This is a genomic window from Ochrobactrum sp. EDr1-4 (assembly GCF_049199085.1).
GTDB lineage: Bacteria > Pseudomonadota > Alphaproteobacteria > Rhizobiales > Rhizobiaceae > Brucella.
In genome coordinates this window covers 862,394-883,357 of the sequence record NZ_JBLZOF010000002.1, presented here as the reverse complement: position 1 = coordinate 883,357, position 20,964 = coordinate 862,394, and the positions used below count along the sequence as shown (strand labels likewise).

Sequence of the window (20,964 nt, the reverse complement as noted above, 5' to 3'; positions counted from 1 at the left end):
GACATACGGTCTGAATTTTTAAGGAGAGCAAAAATGAATATTAAGAGCCTGCTGCTCGGTTCCGCCGCATCGATCATCGTAATGAGCACTGCTTACGCAGCCGATGCGATCGTGGCGCCTGAGCCAGAATCCGTTGAATATGTTCGGGTGTGCGATGCTTATGGCGCGGGATATTTTTACATCCCTGGTACAGAGACATGCCTCAAAATATCCGGCTACGCCCGTTATGACCTAACCGGTGGTGATAATGTCTCTGGCCACGGCTTCGTTAAGGATGGCAAACTCGATACGAGACGCAATACCTGGGATAATAAAGCCCGCTTCACACTTCGTTTTGCAACAGCGTCAGAAACCGAACTCGGTAAGCTGTCCACCTATGCCGAAACCCGCTATGATTGGGGCAATGGAGAAGAAGGTAGTTCTGGCTCCCTGCGTTTTGGCTATATCCAATTGGGTGGCCTGCGTATCGGACTTGACGAATCTGCTTTCGTGACTTTCCCTGGCTATTTGGGCAACGTGATCAATGATGACGTGATCCTTGCGGGCGGATATCGCACCACGCAGATTAGCTATACCTTTACTGGTGGTAACGGTTTCTCCGCCATCCTGTCGCTCGAACAGGGCAATAAGGAAGATACCGACTACGATTACGGTTATGATGGCACCATTAAGGATTACACACCACACATCGTTGGTGGCCTGAAGTTCGAACAGGGCTGGGGTAAAATTGCTGCGGTTGCAGCATATGATGCCCGCAATGAGAAATGGGCTGGTAAGGTTCGCGCTGACTTCAATTTGACAGACCGCCTCTCCGTTTGGGCGATGGGCGGCTATAAATCAATGAAGGATCAATACATCTCTCAGTCGGACGCCGATGGCAATGCCCTTGGTTCCGTGCGTGCAATTAGCAGCTTCTATGGCACATGGGGCGGTGATTGGGCAGTATGGGGCGGCACTGCATTCAAGTTATCCGAACAGGCAACTATGAATGCACAAGCGGCTTATGATGCAAGCAAAACCTTCGCCGCAACTGCAAACGTAGCTTACGAACTCGTACCGGGCTTCACCGTCACTCCAGAAGTCTCCTACACGAAATGGCAGGATAATAAGTCCTACCTCAAGGGCAAAGACGCCTGGCAGGGCATGATCCGCTTCCAGCGTAGCTTCTAAGCAGATACAATAGTGAAGTCAGCAATCATATTACTGACTTCACACAATACATAATGTGGATATTTTTGATTAATTAAAAAAATAATCACAACTCATAATACTTAATATTACGATTTTATTTTGTAAAAATAATAAAAATTAGCGGCGGACCTTTGGCCCGCCGCTTTTATACGATTTCACACTTTTCAGGATACGCATTAAATTCCATTCGGTGCAAGATACGTCCGCAGGAAGCTACGCGTGCGATCATTCTGAGGATTGGTAAGCAAGTCTTTCGGCTTGCCTTCTTCCACGACAACGCCGCCATCCATAAACAGGATCTTATCTGCCACTTCTCCCGCAAAGCGCATTTCATGGGTGACGATCAGCATCGTCATATGTTCAGCCGCAAGCTGTTTCATGACGAGATTGACCTCTTCGACCAGTTCCGGGTCAAGAGCAGAGGTCGCTTCATCAAAAAGCATAACTTTCGGCTGCATTGCCAATGCGCGCGCGATTGCGACGCGCTGTTTCTGCCCACCCGAAAGACGCGATGGATAAACATCGGCTTTGCTAGATAGTCCGACTTTAGACAGCAAATCCGACGCCAGTTCCCGCGCCTGATTTTTTGACATGCCTTTAAGCTTTATTGGCCCCAGCGTAATATTCTCCATCACCGTCATGTGCGGAAAGAGATTAAAGTGTTGAAACACCATGCCCATCTGCTGACGAACAGAGTTGATATGCTTTTCGAAAGCCTTGCCGGTTAGCGGCTGGTTAACCTGCACGCCATCAAGCCAGACTTCGCCGCCATTCAGCGTTTCAAGATGGTTGATGGAGCGCAAAAGCGTGCTTTTGCCCGAGCCGCTCGGGCCGATGATCGCAATAATCTGACCACGTGACACGGAGAGATCAATACCCTTGAGCACCTCAAGCGCACCATAGGCTTTGCGGGCACCTTTAACTTCCACCATTGGGTTCAGGGCGCTCATCGCGTAACCTCCACTTTTCTTTCGATGCGCCGCAGGCCAGCTTCCATAACGAGATTGGCAGCGTAATAAAGTACGGCGGCGGTCAGATAAAATTCAAACGGGCTGTAAGTTTCGCTGATCGCGATCTGTGCACTATGAACAAGCTCAGCAATCCCAATAATCGAAACAAGCGACGTATCCTTAAGGAGAACGATCATATTGTTGCCGATCGGCGGAATCGTATTCCGGATTGCCTGCGGGATTATGATGTAGCGCAGGGTCTGGCCACGACTAAGGCCGATTGAACGTGCACCCTCCGTTTGCCCCGGATCAACCGTAACAATACCGGCTCGGAAAACATCGGCATTATAAACCGCAAAATGCAGGCTAAGAGCAATAATCCCGGCAAAGAGAGCTGGAATATCAACGCCAACCTGAACAAGCCCGTAATATATAAGATAAAGCTGCAACAGCAGCGGCGTCCCCATAAAAAGCCACATGAAGAAGCGGATCGGATAGGCCAGAATTTTCGGCGCATATAGCACGACGAGCGCGAAAAAGATGCCAAAGGCAAAGCTTAGAACGCTGGATGACACCGCGAGAACAAGCGTCCACCACAATCCGGCGAGAAGCAGTTCTGCATAGGGAGGAACAATAGTGAAGTCGAGAGCTGGCATTTAATCCTCCCTCAACGTGGCGCAAAACGTTTGTCGAGAAGATCGACAATCATAACAACGACATAGACGATGAGCATGTAGAGAACGGCCGTAACCGCAAATATCTCAAAGGGTTTATATGTGGAGCTGATGAAGCGCTGCGCGGTATAGGTGAGTTCCACAACAGAGATTGTCGAAACCAGAGCCGAACCTTTAACAAGCGCTACAGCATTGACGCCCAGTGGGCGGATCATCAGGCGCGCTGCCTGCGGCAGAACAATCAGCCGAAGCGTGAGTTCGCGATCAAAGCCGATCGAGCGGGCGGCTTCTGTCTGCCCTTTATCAACGCTTGAAATTGCACCGCGAATGGACTCAGCCATGTAGGCTGCAATGTTCAAACCAAGACCAATGACGCCAGCTGCGTATGGCTCAAGTTCCAGACCGATCTGCGGCCCACCAAAATAAAGGACGAACAACTGAACCAGGCAGGGGGTGCCACGAAAGATGCTGACATAGGCACCGGCCAAAGAACGAAAGACGATACTATTTGACAGGCGACCAGCCACCAAAAGACCGGCAATCACAAAGCCCAGCAGAAGAGCGAGTACAGAAATCTGCACCGTGACCCACGCAGCCTCCAGAAAAAACGGGAGGACGCGCTGCATTAACGCTAGATCCATAAAACCACTCCGAAAACTCATATAAACCGGCCCATTCTATCGGTTATGACAAAATGGGCCGGGCTGGAAAACCTGCTAGCGAATGTCGCTACCGATCCATTCCATTGAGATTTTTTCGTAAGTGCCATCAGCAAGCATATCGTCCAATGCTTTCTGCATAGCGGCTTTGAGTTCTGGATTGTTCTTGCGAATAGCAATGCCGAGCGCTTCACGTGCGCCGTCAATATTCGGAGTTTCGAGAATGCGAACCTTCTGGCCAGTTTCCTTAACAGCGATCATCACCGGAATGCTGTCCATAACCAGCGCATCAAGACGACCTGCTTCAAGGTCGATCAGCATTTCTGGCAGGCCCTTATAAGTGCGCACGGTCAGGTCGCCCTGAGCTTTCGCCCATTTTTCATGGGCATCGCCCATCGTAACGCCAACTGTCTTGCCATTCAGCTCTTCGAGCTTCTGAACAGGCGAGCTTTCCTTGACAACGACTGTACGTCCAGCGTGGTAGTATGGGCCGACGAAATCAACAGCCTTTTCGCGCTCTGGCGTAATGGTCATCGAAGCCACAACGGCATCATATTTCTTCGCCAGAAGACCAGCAATAATGCCGTCAAATGGTGTCGTGACGATCTCTGGCTTTACGCCCAGACGGTCAGCAATCGCAGAACCAATCGCGACGTCAAAGCCGACAACTTCGTTCTGCTCATTAGTGAAGCTGAACGGAGGATACTGACCGCTCATCGCAATGCGCATTTTGCCAGCGTCTTTGAGCTTGGCAAGTTCATCCGCCTGTACCGGAGCAATCGAGAACGTTGCAGCGATTGCTACAGCTGCGACAGCAATCAGGCTCTTAATCCTGGAATTCATGATTTTCGGTTTCCTCTGGATTTGTCTTTTTGTTTTAGGGCTATGGTTCACCATCAACCTTCATGACGGAGCTTGGCACAGGCTTTGTTTTCAAGCATCCAGCAATATGTCTGCAAGCCCGACACATTGCCGGAATTGACCGGCATATTGTCGGCGCTGTTACCACTCAATTTTTGCAACCAAACTCCAAAACAAAAAGGTCGCACCTTTATTCCTTGCGGATATAAAGATGCGACCTTCAGAATAGCGAGTGAGCTATTTATTATTTCAAAGCAGCTTCAAAACTATCGCTTAATACGCTCAATAGATGGTCTGCATTGGCACGGCTGAACACCATCGATGGGCGCATTTTCAGCACGTTATCATGCGGGCCTTCAGTACCCATCAAGATACCGCGCGCTCTTGCACCATCATTGATTGCGCGCGCCAAAGCCGTTGCAGGGGCTTTGGTTTTACGATCTGTTACCAGCTCAATACCGAGGAACAAACCGCTACCGCGAACGTCACCGATAATGTCAAAACGCTTCTGCATCGCACGGAAACCGTCCAGCAGATAATTACCGACATCAAGCGCATTTTCGCGCAGCTTATCACGTTCGATCACGTCAAGAACCGCGAGACCAGCAGCACAGGAGACCGGATTTCCGCCAAACGTGTTGAAGTACTCCATGCCGTTGTTGAAGCTATCAGCGATTTCCCGCGTGGTGACAACTGCCGACATTGGATGTCCGTTACCGATAGGCTTGCCCATGGTGACGATATCCGGCACCACATCCTGCAATTCAAATGCCCACCAATGGCTGCCGACACGGCCAAAGCCAACCTGCACTTCATCCGCAATGCAAACGCCACCAGCGGCGCGAACCATCGCATAGACTTCTTTGAGGTAGCCTTCTGGCAGGAACACCTGACCAGCGACACTTGGAATGGATTCCGCGATGAAAAATGCTGGACTACGTCCTTCTTTGCGCATGGATTCAATATGCTCTGCGATATTGGCTGCAAAGCGCTTTGCGTGTTCCTCGACTGGCCAGTCTTCCGGAGCGTGATAGCTGTCAGGAATTGTGCCTTCATAAACATGCGCCGGACGGCCCTTACCGGCCTTGCGCTTATATTTATAGGGGCTGAGATCAATCAACTCCTGTGTGGTGCCGTGATAGGCCCAGTCGAGAACAATTGCTTCATTGCGGTTGGTATGGTTTCGCGCCATACGTAGCGCCAGACTGTTTGCCTCGCTGCCCGAACAAGCAAAAGAGGCAACCGTCAGACCTTCCGGCAATGTGGCTGTCAAACGCTCCGCATAATTGACGATATTATCATGCAGATAACGGGTGTTGGTGTTGAGCAACGCTGCCTGACGCGCAATGGCTTCCACCACTTCAGGATGCGCATGGCCGATATGACAGACATTGTTGAAGCAATCGAGATAGGCACGGCCCGTGTTGTCGATCAGCCATGCACCCTCGCCGCGCACGAACTTGATCGGCTCGGAGTAAGAGATTGAAAGGTTTGGCAGCAAAATCTGCTTACGCTTTTCGATAATCTCTGCACGTGTGTAACCATCCTGATGGAAAGTCTCAGGCGGAATACCGGCCAGTTCAGCGACATCCGGGAAGAGATCAGCCCAAACGTCCAGATACGCCGTTTCGCCCACACCGAGAACTTCCGTTGCAGTCAAATTGAGATCGGTGGTCATGCCGAAATGTAGATGCGGAGTCCATCCACCATTCTCATGAATATCACCCATATAGCCAACCAGATCACCGGCTTTGAGCTTTTGCCCTGCCTTCAGACGATCCAAAGCCTCCTGCGCCATATGCCCCCAAAGGGTCACGAATGGCGGACAACCTTCCGGGCTATGCAACAGCGTTACCAGACCGCCATAACCGAGCGGTTCGCGTTCCACTTCAACGCTTTTGACCGTCGCATCAAGCGGCGTATAAAGCGGCGTTCCAGCAGGCATAAACAAGTCAACGCCAAGGTGATGAATGCGGCGCTGACCATCGATGAAGCGCGATTCAAACGCCGTATCCGTATAAACAGTGCGCTTTTCGCCCCATGAACCAATACCAAGCTCGATATTGTTTTCGGCGCAGAAATTATCCCACCACTCGGTTGCCTCTTTTGCACGCTGCTCAGCAGATGCGACCGTCATAAAGTGCGTTTCATCGCCATAAGGCACAATTGCCTTGGTCATGGTAGCCGGTGCAGGCTGCACGATTGGCGCAAAGGTTTTGTGGTTATCGGAAATCCATTTGCGGATTGCGCCAGCGCCTGAAATCGCATCAAAACCACAGGCTTTGCGCAGAATAGCGGTAGCAAAGCGTGGATTCATTGCATCCATCTTGGCCAGCAAATTCCATGCCGGTGCTTCGCTGATAGCGAGATATGGATTGTCTTCTGTCTGATCGCGGCGCGATGCCGAGAATGTCACGCTGGTGACAAGCCGCATTGCGATGAGATCAAATAGCAGATCGACTTCTTCTTCTTTCAGCGGATATTTTTCATTGAAACCTGCAGCTAATGCTGCGGCTGCGCCAATCGGGTCTTCCGTATCAAGCGCTGCATAAGCACATGCAATCGCCACTTCTGCAATCAGCACCGTATGAACAGCATCGCCAAAATCGATCAGCCCTGCAATCTTCTCATTGTCTTGCTTATCGACCAGAATATTCCAGTCATTCGCGTCATTATGAATGACCTGCGCGCGCAGACCTGCAAGCTTAGGCGCAACCAGTGTTTCAAAGCGAACGATAAAACGCTCAAGCAATGCCCTCTTGTCTGCATCGCCGACAAAGTGCAGACGCGTGCGTGCGCGTCCAGCATGACGCAGATCCCAGTCAAGTTCACGCAAAGCACCCGGATGAATGAAGCCCTGAAGCGCCTGATCCAATTCACCCAGCGAGCGGCCAAGATTGCGCATTAGTTCAAAGGTGCGCGTGACTTGTGCCATTGGGATACCCGGAAGCCAGCCAACAAGCCGCACGGCGTAGCTTTCGCCATCGGCAGCAGTGGTGGATGCAAGCATATCACCGGAAAGACTTGGCTTAAGATAAGGCACAGCCAGTTTGGAGGCGCCATTTGCGAGATGACGGAAAAGCGCTGTCTGGAACTCGCTTTCAACCTTTGGCTCACTGGCATTGACGATTTTCAAAATCCAGCCAGCATCACTTTCGGTTTTCAGCCGATAATTGCAGTCCCGTTCACTATCAAGTGCAGATGCGCTTCCGGTAACGCCAAATATTTCTTTGGCAAGCTTTTCAGCATCGATTGGAGAGAACTGGGGCGCTGGATGAGATAGATCGGTCATAAACAGTTTTCCGGGTTAGATTTGTTGTCGGCAGCTTGGCACGTCAACCATTTTCAGGCATCAAGTATCCTGTCGGGATAACCGGCACATTGTCGGAATAGACCGGCATATGTCCGGCACTGTGAATGGAATTGGAATGCGTGAACTAGACGCCAAAGATCGCGAAATACTGGCAATCTTGTCGAAAGAAGCACGAATTGCGCTTAAAACGCTGGCCGGACGTATTGGCCTGTCGCGCAGTGCTACAAGCGAACGCGTCACCAATCTCGAAAAAAACGGCGTTATCAGAGGCTATCGTGCAGACATCGGCGAGATTGATGCCAATGTAATCCGTGCCGCCCTGTTGATTAATCTCCGTCGAACGCCTGCGCATGAATTGCTGGACATACTTGCCCGGCACCCTGAAGTGCGGCGCGTGTCATCAGTCAGTGGTCAGCTTGATCTCATCGTTGAACTTGAAGCCGCATCAATTGATGGTCTTAATCGCGTGAGAGACCTTCTCGCAGGCCATGACATTGTCGAAGATCTGACAACCGCTATCATATTGCGACGCGACATTGATCGGGAAATGAAATAATTTAAAGCTGTTTCTTATTCACAACCACATTGTCTATTCCCGGAATTTAAATTCCGGGAACGAATCTGCTTGCCAATACAGCCTCTAAACTGACGTCACCTTGAAAGCCTCTTTCTAGAGCGCATCCCGAAAAGTGTGAAACGGTTTTCGGATAAGATGCGCGTCAAAACAAATAGTTAGAGCGCCGATCTGATTCAATCAGATCGAAACGCGCTCTCGTGTGGCTCCGAACCCGAAATTCGCTCGGGAAGCGGCTTTACAGTGACCCGAACTTCCGTGCCTCCATACTAGGCTATTTATACATTATTCTAATATCATTCATGAAATTATAATATATAATTTACTCAAGACAGCGAATACGAGCAGATCAAAACAGATAAATCTCATTAAAAAGCAGATTTGTTCAATATCCAAATACATAAGGTGAATAAAACTATCAACATTACCATTTGAGCTATTAGGGGCAAAATTATGACTGACGAAACAAAGGGTGTGAAGGATTATCACGGACCGGCGGGCGGTTGGGGCGCACTTAAAGCTGTCGCAGAGGCAGTTCGTGATCAGATGGGTACAAGCACAAACACGCGTGCTTTGCTGCAAATGAACCAGCCAGATGGATTTGATTGCCCCGGCTGCGCATGGCCCGATCCAAAACACACTTCGTCTTTTGAATTTTGCGAAAACGGCGCGAAAGCTGTTACATGGGAAGCAACACCGAAGAGAGTTGATCCAGAGTTTTTTGCACAACACACCGTCTCTGAATTATGGGAATGGAGCGATCACAAGCTGGAAGCGCAGGGACGCCTCACCACGCCATTGCGCTATGATGCAAAGACCGATCACTTTGTTCCCATATCGTGGGAAGAAGCTTTTGAGAGGGCTGGAACTGCTTTGCAGGCCCTCGGAGATGCCAATAAGGCCGAGTTTTACACGTCTGGCCGCGCTTCCAACGAAGCCGCATTCCTGTTTCAGCTTTTTGCACGTGAGTTTGGAACCAACAATTTTCCCGATTGCTCCAATATGTGCCATGAGGCCACCAGTGTTGGGCTGCCAAAATCGATAGGGGTCGGCAAGGGCACGGTCACACTCGAAGACTTTGATCATGCTGATGCTGTGTTCTGCATAGGCCATAATCCGGGAACCAATCATCCGCGCATGCTCGGGACATTGCGATCTGTGTCTTTGCGCGGCAAACCTATTATAGTGCTCAATCCAATGCGCGAGCGCGGTCTTGAGCGATTTGAAAATCCACAATCGCCCACTCAGATGCTGACGGTTGGCTCGACACCACTCGCATCCTCCTATTATCAGGTCAAAGTTGGCGGCGATGTCGCGGCAATCAAAGGCGTGATGAAAGCTCTGTTTGAGGAAGATCATGCACAGGTTCAGCGCGGTGAACAGGGCCTGCTTGATCTTGAATTTATAGCGGAGCACACGGTCGGCTTTGAAGAACTCAAAGCTGATATTGAAACTACCAGCTGGCAAAAAATTACCGCGCGCTCCGGTTTGAAACGTGAAGCCATTGAACAAATGGCGATGGTCTACTGTTCATCAAAGAACGTTATCATTTGCTATGGAATGGGCATAACACAACATCGCCACGGCACCGAAGCGGTGCAACAGCTAACGAACCTGCTCATGCTGCGCGGGAATATCGGGCGCGAGGGAGCGGGCATTTGCCCGCTGCGCGGACACTCGAATGTTCAGGGCGATCGTACTGTTGGCATCACTGAAATACCAACAGAGGCGTTTCTGGATCGCCTGGATAAAGCATTTGGTATCAATGCGCCACGCGCGCACGGGCACAATGCAGTGAAAGCTGTCGCTGCTATGCGCGATCACCAGTCCAAAGCCTTCATAGGATTGGGTGGCAATCTGGCAGTTGCAATGAGTGATCCGCAGGCAAGTTTTCCTGCATTCAAACAATTAGACCTGAGTGTTCAGATTTGCACAAAGTTAAACCGGACTTGCCTTCTCACGGCACGCGAAAGCATTGTTCTGCCTTGTCTTGGACGTACAGAGCGCGACATTCAGGCGACCGGGCGCCAGTCGATCACTGTTGAAGATTCAATGGCGATGGTTCATGCATCGTCGGGTAAGTTAAAGCCTGCGTCCGATCTGCTTAAATCTGAGCCAGCTATTATTGCCGGACTTGCAAAAGCTGCTATTCCGAACACTAAGATTCAGTGGGACGATCTAATTGCCGATTACGATCGTATTCGGGATAAAATCGAAGAAGTATTCCCCGACTTTCATAACTTTAATGCCCGTATTCGCATTCCAGGAGGCTTCCGTTTGCCTGTCGGTGCATCTGAGCGTCAGTGGGGCACTCCAGACGGAAAAGCCCACTTCCTTGTCGAGGCAACTACGGATGAAGATGATGGCCGCGACGATTCCGAACTGACACTCATGACAATTCGCAGCCATGACCAATATAATACAACCGTCTACGGCATGAATGATCGTTATCGCGGTATAACCGGTCGCCGCGATGTCATTTTTGTAAACGAAGACGACATGCTCGATCTTGGCTTCGCAAATGGTGACGTTGTCGACGTCATTGCGGGCCAAAGGGTTTTGTCCTCACAAACACTGGTTGCTCATGCGATCTCGCGTGGCTCTGTCGCAGCTTATTATCCAGAAGCAAACTGCCTGATCGGGCTGGAAGATGTCGATAAACAAAGCTGGATACCCGCTTATAAGTCCGTGCCCGTAAAACTCAGGGCAAGCTGATACCCCGGCCATTAAACTGACCTTTGAAGCGTAAGCCAGGCCAGTTCAAAATTTTAGAGCGCTGATCTGACGTGAGCAGATCAGCGCTCTTATCATATGTTTTACGTATTTTTCCTGAATGTCATCTCGTTTTCTTTTCATCTGGTCGCCTAAAAAAGGCGCCCCGACGAGCATGGGCTGAATATTTTGCCAAGATCCGGAATATTCTAACAGCTTTTCAAGTCAAACGCTTCCTGCAACCATCTGCAAAATTCCTGCCTACAGAATAAGAACAAATATAAAATAAAATTGATAATTTTGAAATAACGTGAAATATTAATTGCAATTATAATTTTATTTATTTGGATATTGAAGATGAATATTAATAATATTATAATATACACATCTTATACATTCATAATATACTTTGCGACTGCGTTTGAAAATACTTACGCCCAGACCGGGCAAATTAAAGCCGGGTATGGGGAAACAGTGGACATCCAGCCAGATGTCGTCACGACGCAATCCAATACGAATGGTTACGGTCTTTATGCTACCGACGGCGGCATTATCCATTCGAGTCTCGGAAACGTGTCAACATCCGGCAGCAGCGCAACAGGCCTGTTTGCAGCCGAGCCCGGCAGTGTCATTTACTGGCAAGGCACGAACATTTCCACATCCGGCTTTCGCGGGCGCGGCATCGACACCGTTCGTGGGGGGCAAGTTATTGGCTATGGAACAATCATCACCACCGGAGAGCGAGCCCATGCGATTCAGGCGGGCGACACCAACCCAACGGCAGGACCGGCAAAGGTAACTCTCTTATCCGGCACCTCTGTTCACACTATTGGCAATGGTTCTTACGGCCTGCATGCCTATGCGACTGGCACGATAAGCGGGACAGCGAATATCGTAACAGAAGGTGTCAGTAGTTTCGGTGCGCATGCAGAAAAAGACAGCACAATTACGATCGACAACTCTAGCATTGAAACCCATGGTCTGAATGCTATCGGCCTTCTAGCAAACACAGATTCCATAATGCCCGGCGTTGATTACACGCCGGGGCACCTGACCGCAACGGCCACTGTTGTCAAAACGACAGGGGACAATGCTTTCGGTGCTTTTGCTGATGTTCAGGCGTCGATCACCCTTATTGACACCACAATTGAAACACTTGGCGACAATGCAATTGGCCTGTTTGCAAACCGTGGCGGCACGATCGATAGCAAAGGCCGCGTGAGCACAAATGGCGACAACGCCTACGGCGTTGCAGCTGGACTGATTGCAGTACCGGGAAAAACGGACAGCGTTAAGCAGAATGGTAGCATCATTACAAAAGGAGACGACGCTTACGGTGCCTTTGCCCAAAACGCGGCCGAACTCGATATTTCAGGCTCCATTCAGACCTTTGGCGACGCTTCGCACGCTGCTGTCATTGACGGCGCAAAATTACGAATTGACAATCTGAGCGTGAAAACTGAAGGCAATGATGCACTGGGGCTTTATGCAAAGGCTGGCGCCACCATTACCGGACAGGGAGACATCACCACACAAGGTGCACATGCCCATGGCGTCGTTGTTGAGACCGATAGCGCTGTTAATCTGGATAATACGACGATTAAAACATATGGCGCATTTGCCGATGGGGCATCGGTAAACAAAGGCGCATTCACACTCGCCAACGGCGTTATTTCGACAAATGCGCATGGCATCGCCGTCGCGGACAGTTCCAATGTAACACTGGTGAACACAGATGTTAAAAGCAAACTAAGCACAATAGTGGCGCGGTTCACCGAAGATAATGCACAAATCAATCTGAACATTGACGGCACATCAAATCTAAAGAGCGACAACGGTGTTTTGCTTCACGTCGAGCGCGATGTGTTACCAGCCCAGACAGGTGCGGTTAATTTAGTTATCGCCGACCAATCCACCGTCATAGGCGACATTATAGACAATGACGCAAAGACAAGCGGTTATACGGATGTAACTCTCGGTGCCAATGTGACATGGAATGGCAGCGTACAAGGTGTGCGTCATTTCAAATCGACAGGCGGCAGCAGTCGTATCAGTTTTGGTGAAGGATCCAGACTGCATGGCGATTTCCACGCGATAAGCTCCGATATCAATTTCCATCAGACCGGAGCGAGTGTCGAAGGCAATATACTATTAAGTCACAACTCAAATGTAGCGGGCGGCTCACCAACCAGCGCAATTGCCGTTGCGGGCACTATGATTGTCGATGCTACATCCTCCTTGCGTGGCAGTTGGGCAGTTGCCGGAAACCTCACAAATGACGGAACAATAGCGCCGGGAACAACTGTAGGAACCATAACGGTCGGCGGTAACTTCGTTGCTTCTGACAGCTCGGCCTATGAAGTTGAAATTGATGCTTACGGCAACAACGACATCATCACTATTGCGGGAACGGCAACACTTGGCGGACATGTGTCTTTGATAACGCAAGGTCAAGAGAGTGGTTTCACCGTCAACCACCGCTATACAATACTATCGGCCCAAGGCGGCTTGAATGGAACAACCTATGATGGTCTTGTGAATTGGAATGGTGCATCACCTTTCATATATGTAGCTCCGACACTATTCTATGACCTGCAGAATGTTTACCTCACGCTTGCGCGCAACAATGTGCTTATCTCCAGCGCCGGTGAAACACCCAACGAGCGAGCAGTTGGTCGGGCCCTTGATTATGGCGGATTATCCGACAATTTTGGGAGAGCATTACTGCTACAAACCAATCAAAAGGCTGTAAGGTCGCTACTGTCACAGCTTACAGGCGAAGCGCATCAATCTCTTCTCAGTGCTCTGCAACAAAGTTCATCACACACACGAGATACTATCAATGACCGTCTGCGCGATGCCTTTGCAGAAGACGGTCCCGTTGTCTGGTCACGTGCGATCAATACGGAAAGCACGACCAAATCCTATCCCGAATATAGTGACCTGCAACAAAACAGCACCGCCCTTTTCGTAGGTGCTGATACAACCATTGTTGAAGACATCCGCGCTGGCATTATGGCTGGTATCAGCAACACTGACTTTAACATCGACGCTTTGGGGTCGACTGCGCATTCAAAAAGCTATCACATTGGTGCTTATGGCAGTTGGAACTACGAAGATTGGAGGCTGAGTTTGGGCAGCGCTTATAGCTGGCATAACATTTCCATGCAGCGCTCATTTCCAATTTTTGATACACCACAAACGCTTGAGAGTGAATATCGCGCAGATAGCTTTCAGGTCTTCAGTGAAGTCGGTTACAAGTTCAAATGGGATGCGATTACCGTCGAGCCATTTGGTGGGCTGGCTTATATTCAGACGAACCGCGATAGTTTCAACGAGCATGCATTTAACAGCACCTTCGCGGTCAATCTCAACGGCGAGCAATCATCGATACGCAACACTATCTCATCGCTTGGCATTCGTTTGCAGAGCGAATGGCAGCTCGAAAATGCAATGCAGCTTGAACTCTATGTAACGCCTGAATGGCGCCACAGCTTTGGCAATCAAAATGCGCGTTCCTTGTTTTCATTCGACAACAGCAGCTTTGAGATAAGCGGACTACCAATCACGCGCGATGTATTTGCCATCGACAATGCATTGATGCTTTCCCTCAACGAGGCTGTAAGCCTGAGTGTGGGTTACAATGGTCAGTTTGGCAAAGGCTTCGTTGAGAACTCTATCAAAGGCCTCGTCAAAATCAAATTCTAGCCCACTTAGTCCATGCGCATCTTGCCGATGACAAGAGAAGACGTGGCGACCCGCGTCGCCACGTATAGATCGTATACCGAAGACCTATCCTCAAAGAAACAATGCGGTCTCCGGTAAAGCACGGTCTTAAACAAAGAACGAAAGCACAGATCTGATCTAACCAGATCGGCGCTTTAAATATTAGTTTTAACGCGCATCTTTTCCGAAAAACGTTCACACTTTCGGGATGGGCTTTAGTGTCCCTGAATATAAACGACATGCGTTTCCGTAAACTCGTAAAGACCGTGCTTTCCGTCAGCGCCACCAATACCAGACTTGCGACGTCCCGCATGGAAACCCTGCATTGCCTCAAAGTTTTCGCGATTAATATATGTCTCGCCAAACTTCAGTTCACGGCTGGCTTTCAAGGCAGCGTTGATATTGTTGGTATAGATAGACGAGGTGAGGCCATATTCTGAATCATTGGCGCATTGGATGGCTTCATCGAGACTATCGACAATCTGTATTGGCAGAACTGGGCCAAATGTTTCTGTCCGCATAATGTCCATATCAGAATTGGCTCCGACAATCAGTGTTGGCTGGTAGTGGAAGCCCGGCCGGTCGTCCGCAACCTTACCGCCAGTGAGAACTTCTGCCCCCTGTTTCTTGGCTTTTTCTACTGCGGCTGAAACCTTCTCCAGAGCCTGCTTGTTGATAAGCGGCCCCATATCAAGGTCATCGCTCTTTGAGGGATCGCCATATCTCGTATTCTCGAACAAGGCTTTGAGTTTTCCAACAAAGACGTCATGCACAGCGCGCTCAACATAAACGCGCTCAGCACAGTTACAGACCTGGCCAGTATTGATCACGCGTGAGTCAAAAATTGCTTTAGCGGCAAGATCGAGATCAGCGTCTTTCAAAACAATTGCCGGAGCCTTGCCCCCTAATTCAAGATTGACTCTGGTCAGGTTCTTGCCGGCTGCCTGCATGATATGGCTACCTGTCTGAACACTTCCGGTGAAAGTGATCAGATCAACCGCTGGATTGTTGATCAGCGCATTACCTGTAACTGCACCGCGCCCGCCAACAAGGTTAAAAACACCCGCTGGAAGATCCGTCTCTGCAACAAGTTGTGCGAAGATAAATGCGTTGAGTGGCGTCTCTTCACTCGGCTTAATGACAATTGTATTGCCTGTGACCAAAGCCGGAGCAAGTTTTCTCGCAATAAGAAAGAACGGGAAATTCCACGGCAAAATGCCCGCAACAACGCCCAGCGGTTTACGGAACAAAAGCATCGTTTCGTTTGGACGATCGCTGGTAAGAATCTCACCCTCAAGACGTCGCGCCCACTCCGCCATATAATCAATATAGTCAGCGGTGAAATCGACTTCGACTTGCGCGAGCCCGCGTACTTTGCCTTGTTCCTTCACAATCACATCAGCAAGTTCGACACGGTGCTCCCGCACCTTGGCGGAAATCTTGCGTAGATAATTTGCACGCTGGATAGCTGGCAAAGCTTCCCAAGCTGGTTGTGCCTTACGCGCAGCTTCTACTGCCTGATCAACGATTGCAGCACTGCCTTCTGGCACCCGTCCAAGCACATCATTTGTCGCGGGATTAAGCACGTCTATATAACTTGATCCGTCGTCGACGAACTTTCCATCAATATAATTTAAATAGGATGCTGCCTTGTCTGAAAAAGAGCCTGTAACGGGACGCTTCGAGGTCTGTGATGTCAATTTCTTTCCTCCAGTTTGCGCTGCGCTTCAACAAAGGCAGCAATAGAGAAAAGATGTCGAACTCAAACAGGCATGTCATCTGGCCAACAGACTATTACGTCTTTAAGTGGCTCAAGCTTGAGCCATTACGTGTTTTTTTTGACCGCATATTGCGTGATTTTCCGTTTCATTGTCGCACGGCTTACACCCAACGAGTCAGCCGTTGCTGAAACATTGCCTTTGTTACGGCGCAGGCCACGCTGAATGACCCCCAATTCCGCCTGCGCGAAATCGTCTGACGCACGATCATTTAACAGATCTCCTGCAACCAATCCCTCTTTGAGCATCTTCGGCACAATGCCCAGATAATGACGCGCAGCGCGCGTGGCACCGATAACCATGTCATAGGGGTCCAGAGCAAGAAGACGAAGACCAGTTCCCGGCACATCAGGAAGAGACACAAAGCGCGCCGATGCATATGCATGGCGGAACAATCGCTCCTCGATTTGACGTACCGTGTTCAGCAACAGAGTTTGAACGATTTGCGTCTGCCAACTATATTGCTCATCTTTGTATAATGTGACGTTCAAAACGCCGTTTATTCCGGCCTCCGCATCAAAAATCGGTGCGGCTATGCAACTGATATTGACCTTGTCGACATAGAAATGCTGGTCTCGACGCACGGTGAGGCAGCGCCCTTCGACCAAAGCAGTTCCAATGCCATTCGTTCCCTGAAATGGCTCGCTCCAGTTTACTCCGGGAGACAATCCCCATTGCGTGAGGTCTTTCAAATCAGCCTGCGAACCGCGCCGCGAAAGCGGAATGCCATTTGCATCGGAAAGCAGGACGCAGCAGCCTATCTCCTCTACAGCGTTGAAAAAATCGTCCAGTGCGACAGATGACACGTGCAGCAATATCTCGCTTTGCTCAAGAGCATCGTTAAGCTCCATCTGACTTAACACATGCATGCGCCGGGAATTGGATGGGTCAAGTTTATGAACATTGAGACAGCGTTGCCAGGATGCAACCGAAAATGAGCGTACAGCATCTCCAGCCTGAACGGCGTTGCTTATTCTCTCAAAATGCTGTTCAGCCTCGACCATAACCTTCCCCATATGCCTGATGACAGATTTAACAGAGCATACATTCCCGGATCAAACGCTAAACTACCCATCGGCTAGTCACAACTCTGTAACATCATCCTTCTTGAGCGTGAAACACATAAAAGGAGCCGACATGATCAAATGATCGGCTCCTTAAAATAGGTGTGCGATACAACACAGCGCAAATGTTAAAAGAAAGGGCTAGGCTTAGAACTTCATTCTTAGATTAGCATTCACGCCATTTTGCGTGAGGCCCGATCCGAACTGTCCCTGATAGGAGACATTCAACAAAGCAGATTTGCTCAGTTCAAAATCAAAACCACCCGAAACCAACGCGGTGTCTTTCCCAATGCTGGTTCCTCCAATGACAAAGCCATCAGATCCGGCAAAGCTTGCAAATGAGTTTGATCTGTCATCACCAAATGCATGGCGCCATCCAAGATCTGCCCGTGCTTTGACGGGAATAACCTTTTCGTTCAAAGTCGCTGTCGCGCGGAAACCAAGCGTCGAAAGCGTGGTGTTCATCGAGTTTTCGTCGACGTTCAGCCCTGCTCCCTGAGTGCCCGTTTCTGAGAAAGCATCTGTTTTCAGTCGAACATAAGCAAGATTTGCGTATGGCTCGAAGCTCGCCTTTTCGGTGACTGGAAGCTTAAAGCCCAATTCCCCAAACACCTGGAAACTGCCAGCATCATAGCTTGATGACAGACGGTCATCGAAGCCAGCAAATGCAATTGCGCGTTTCATCTCAATGTTGTGCCATGTATAGGACAGGCCCGAGCGGAATGCGGCAACGCCCTGTGCCACAGGCATTTCGGTACCAGCATAAGTGCCGATTGTGTAATCATCACTGGTACCGGACGACATACGCTCACTGAGACGGAAGTTTGTCTGGCTGTAGCTGGCCAGCACCCCGAGACGCCAGTTATCAAAAACCTGCGCATCTATGCCGGAGACGAAACCACCAATACTGGATTTCGAGCGTGCTGCATTGCCATCACCAGACAGGTTCGTCCAACCGCCAAATCCGTGCCCCCAAATGGTTGGCAAGCGCCCATTTTCAGAAGGCTGGTTGCTGGCAGCGAAAGCTTGAGACAGATTGTTGTAAACTGCTGAACGCGTATAGGCACTGTTGTTGATGAATGTTGACTGGATCGACGCATAAGCTTCGCCAGAGAGTTGGTCATAAGCCTGTCGAGCATCTTGCTGTCTCAAAAACAGGATGTGATCATAGAGCGTGCCGCCGCTTCCCTGACTTTCCAATGCTACAGCGGTTGAGAACTGGTTTTGGCTGTTTGCAATATCTGCAAATGCAACATCTGAGCGGCTTGTATCGAGGAAGACGTTGTTGGCATCATAATCAAGCGCGAAATCGATAAAGCGCGCATCCTGAACATATGAACCAGCGATCTCGCCATAAGTGCCGTTTACGCCGCCCGTCGCACTGAGCAAAATAGAACGCGATGAGGCCTGTGCACCAGAAGAAGATCCATTGTGCACCAGTTCGAGCGAACTGCCATCCTGAAGATCAACGGCTCCATCGACAACAATCTGATCAACGCCAGCATTCGGCCCATTTCCTGCAATGAGATCCGCCAGATAGGTTGATCCCGCTTGCTGCGTGAATGTTCCATTGACGGTCAGCGTGCCAATGGCATTGTCTGGGTTGAATGCACTGCCCGGCGCGACGTTACCACCGTCAAACAAGGTCAATTCGCCAACAGCGCCAAGTCCGGCAATCGTGCCTTCTTCTGACACATCTGTGGGTGAAGTGATGCTGCCATTCACCTCAAGAACGCCACCAACAATACTGGTTCCACCCTGATAGCTATTGTTGCCATCAAGAACGAGAATACCGTCGCCACGCTTGGTCAGATCGCCAATGCCCGAGATCGAGTTTGACCAGATCGAAGAATAGCCTTGCGTATCGACGTCAAAAACGCCGGTATAGCGAAATGCCATAGGGCCATCGACAGCAGCACCGAGATTCAAAAGCCCCTGACCGAACTTCGCTTCGTCTTCAAAACCTTCTTTGGTCGCTGTTGTGAGAATGGTTTCAATCGTCTGACGTGCGTTTAGATAAGGAAATGCTGATCGCACCACGGCTGCAGCGCCTGCAACATGCGGCGATGCCATCGAGGTGCCATGCAAATATTGATATTCCTGATTGTCATTCGTCGGGTCACCAGCCGGCCAGGTCGAGTAGATGCCTTTTGGATCGCCTCGTTTTGTCATCGCCCCACCGGGGGCCGCCAGACACCATTCTGCCGCCTCACCACATTCATTGCTGTAGGGGGCCATTTTCCCATCTGGCCCAACGGAAACAACAGCAATAAGGGATCCTTTCAGATCAGAGAAATCCATGTCGTCGAAGTCGGGATCTGCGGGATCTAGAAAGGTATAAGTTGATGGATCATTGAAATCGCGACCAGGAGCGTCGTAGTCGATAAACCTGATTTTCCCGCTGCGGATGAAATCCGGAGTGATGAGCGGTAGCATACCAATTCCACTTGGTATGGACGTGTAGTACCCTGGCTGGACCTGACGCTCGTTGCCGGCGGCAAAAACCAAGACCACGTCTTTTTCCGCCGCATATTTCAGCGCTTCATATGTTTGATCAAGTTCGCCGGGGTCAGAAAGTTGGAGTTGATAATCCAGAACCTGATAATATGGATTTGTCTGTCCATCAATTTTTGGAAGTGGGAAGGAAGGTGGACCATAGCTGCCATTCAAAACCTGGGCACCATGGTCAGCAGCATAAATAATAGCTTCATCTGAAGGATAAAGATCGTCTCGTCTGCCGGCGACTTCAATCGCACGAAGCGGCATGATCATGGCGTCATAGGCCACGCCTTGCATACCATAACCATTACGGCCTGCACCAATGATACCTGCAACATGAACACCATGTCCGTTCAGCGATGTGTCAGATTTGCGCTCTGGGAAGACATTATCAGGAGCCTGATCGTTGCCAAAATTATATAAAAACGGCGAAATACGCCCGGCAAATTCGGGATGATTCACATCAAATCCTGAATCGACAACCGCAACGACCACACCCTTGCCTGTGAAGCCTTTCTGATAGGCTGGCAGGGCGTTGATCATATCAAGCCCCCAATTGGCATAATATTCGGCATCAGCAAGATTTTCGGAGGCTTGAGGCATATTCTGCGCAAAAGCAAAATTCGGCGTCATTAGTGCCGTTGATAGCAGCAGAAATTTCAACCCACTCTTAAAAGAAAACATGCCCGCCCCATAAAACTCGACAAATGAAATACCCCCCTGAAAAGGGCCCCAAAAAATACAATATTACTAAACAAGAATAAGTAATCCCTGAAATTGGCTATAATCACATAAAATCATCGACATGCTTAAGTTTTACAAATAATTCAGACGAACAGGGGCCAAATGAATTTCAAGTATATTTGCAAATATGCTCCGTTTAACGCATCATTTTCGCGTCTGATTGGTTCGAACCCGGACTAAGCAAGCTGGCTTCTTCACAAAAATTGGCAGCTCGAACGC

General features: G+C 49.8%; 12 protein-coding genes. 4 read left to right on the top strand and 8 right to left on the bottom strand.

Features of this window, described 5'->3' with window-relative positions; translation table 11 throughout:
* Positions 1-33: 33 nt before the first annotated feature.
* Complete coding sequence (locus ACOZHT_RS10430; protein WP_339513326.1) at positions 34-1,170, top strand: porin; 1,137 nt, start codon at positions 34-36, stop codon at positions 1,168-1,170.
* 197 nt (positions 1,171-1,367) lie between these two features.
* Here ACOZHT_RS10430 and ACOZHT_RS10425 read toward each other — a convergent pair whose 3' ends face one another.
* The 5 genes from ACOZHT_RS10425 to ACOZHT_RS10405 form a co-directional block, all read right to left on the bottom strand.
* Complete coding sequence (locus ACOZHT_RS10425) at positions 1,368-2,141, bottom strand: amino acid ABC transporter ATP-binding protein (protein ID WP_339512882.1); 774 nt, start codon at positions 2,139-2,141, stop codon at positions 1,368-1,370.
* Positions 2,138-2,797, bottom strand: a complete 660-nt coding sequence (locus ACOZHT_RS10420) for an amino acid ABC transporter permease (RefSeq protein WP_339512884.1) — start codon at positions 2,795-2,797, stop codon at positions 2,138-2,140. Before ACOZHT_RS10420 ends, ACOZHT_RS10425 begins: the two co-directional genes overlap by 4 nt.
* A gap of 11 nt (positions 2,798-2,808) precedes the next feature.
* Positions 2,809-3,456: an amino acid ABC transporter permease gene (locus tag ACOZHT_RS10415; protein ID WP_339512886.1), complete on the bottom strand. Its 648-nt coding sequence runs from the start codon at positions 3,454-3,456 to the stop codon at positions 2,809-2,811.
* A gap of 75 nt (positions 3,457-3,531) precedes the next feature.
* On the bottom strand, positions 3,532-4,317 hold the full coding sequence (locus ACOZHT_RS10410) for an ABC transporter substrate-binding protein (RefSeq protein ID WP_339512888.1): 786 nt from the start codon (positions 4,315-4,317) through the stop codon (positions 3,532-3,534).
* Between the two features lie 262 nt (positions 4,318-4,579).
* The gene (locus ACOZHT_RS10405) at positions 4,580-7,627 is read right to left on the bottom strand and encodes an aminotransferase class III-fold pyridoxal phosphate-dependent enzyme (RefSeq protein ID WP_339512890.1); all 3,048 of its coding nucleotides are present in this window, start codon (positions 7,625-7,627) and stop codon (positions 4,580-4,582) included.
* A 136-nt stretch (positions 7,628-7,763) separates the two neighbouring features.
* Between ACOZHT_RS10405 and ACOZHT_RS10400 the strand changes: the two genes are divergently transcribed.
* The 3 genes from ACOZHT_RS10400 to ACOZHT_RS10390 all read left to right on the top strand — a co-directional run bounded on the left by ACOZHT_RS10400 (position 7,764) and on the right by ACOZHT_RS10390 (position 14,642).
* The gene (locus ACOZHT_RS10400; RefSeq protein ID WP_339512892.1) at positions 7,764-8,204 is read left to right on the top strand and encodes an Lrp/AsnC family transcriptional regulator; all 441 of its coding nucleotides are present in this window, start codon (positions 7,764-7,766) and stop codon (positions 8,202-8,204) included.
* A 471-nt stretch (positions 8,205-8,675) separates the two neighbouring features.
* On the top strand, positions 8,676-10,937 hold the full coding sequence (locus tag ACOZHT_RS10395; protein WP_339512894.1) for an FdhF/YdeP family oxidoreductase: 2,262 nt from the start codon (positions 8,676-8,678) through the stop codon (positions 10,935-10,937).
* A 471-nt stretch (positions 10,938-11,408) separates the two neighbouring features.
* The gene (locus ACOZHT_RS10390) at positions 11,409-14,642 is read left to right on the top strand and encodes an autotransporter outer membrane beta-barrel domain-containing protein (RefSeq protein ID WP_421565673.1); all 3,234 of its coding nucleotides are present in this window, start codon (positions 11,409-11,411) and stop codon (positions 14,640-14,642) included.
* 233 nt (positions 14,643-14,875) lie between these two features.
* Here ACOZHT_RS10390 and aldA read toward each other — a convergent pair whose 3' ends face one another.
* The 3 genes from aldA to ACOZHT_RS10375 form a co-directional block, all read right to left on the bottom strand.
* Complete coding sequence (gene aldA / locus ACOZHT_RS10385) at positions 14,876-16,360, bottom strand: aldehyde dehydrogenase (RefSeq protein ID WP_339512898.1); 1,485 nt, start codon at positions 16,358-16,360, stop codon at positions 14,876-14,878.
* 125 nt (positions 16,361-16,485) lie between these two features.
* Positions 16,486-17,442, bottom strand: a complete 957-nt coding sequence (locus ACOZHT_RS10380) for a GAF domain-containing protein (protein WP_421565672.1) — start codon at positions 17,440-17,442, stop codon at positions 16,486-16,488.
* A gap of 207 nt (positions 17,443-17,649) precedes the next feature.
* On the bottom strand, positions 17,650-20,685 hold the full coding sequence (locus ACOZHT_RS10375) for an autotransporter domain-containing protein (protein WP_421565671.1): 3,036 nt from the start codon (positions 20,683-20,685) through the stop codon (positions 17,650-17,652).
* Positions 20,686-20,964 lie beyond the last annotated feature (279 nt).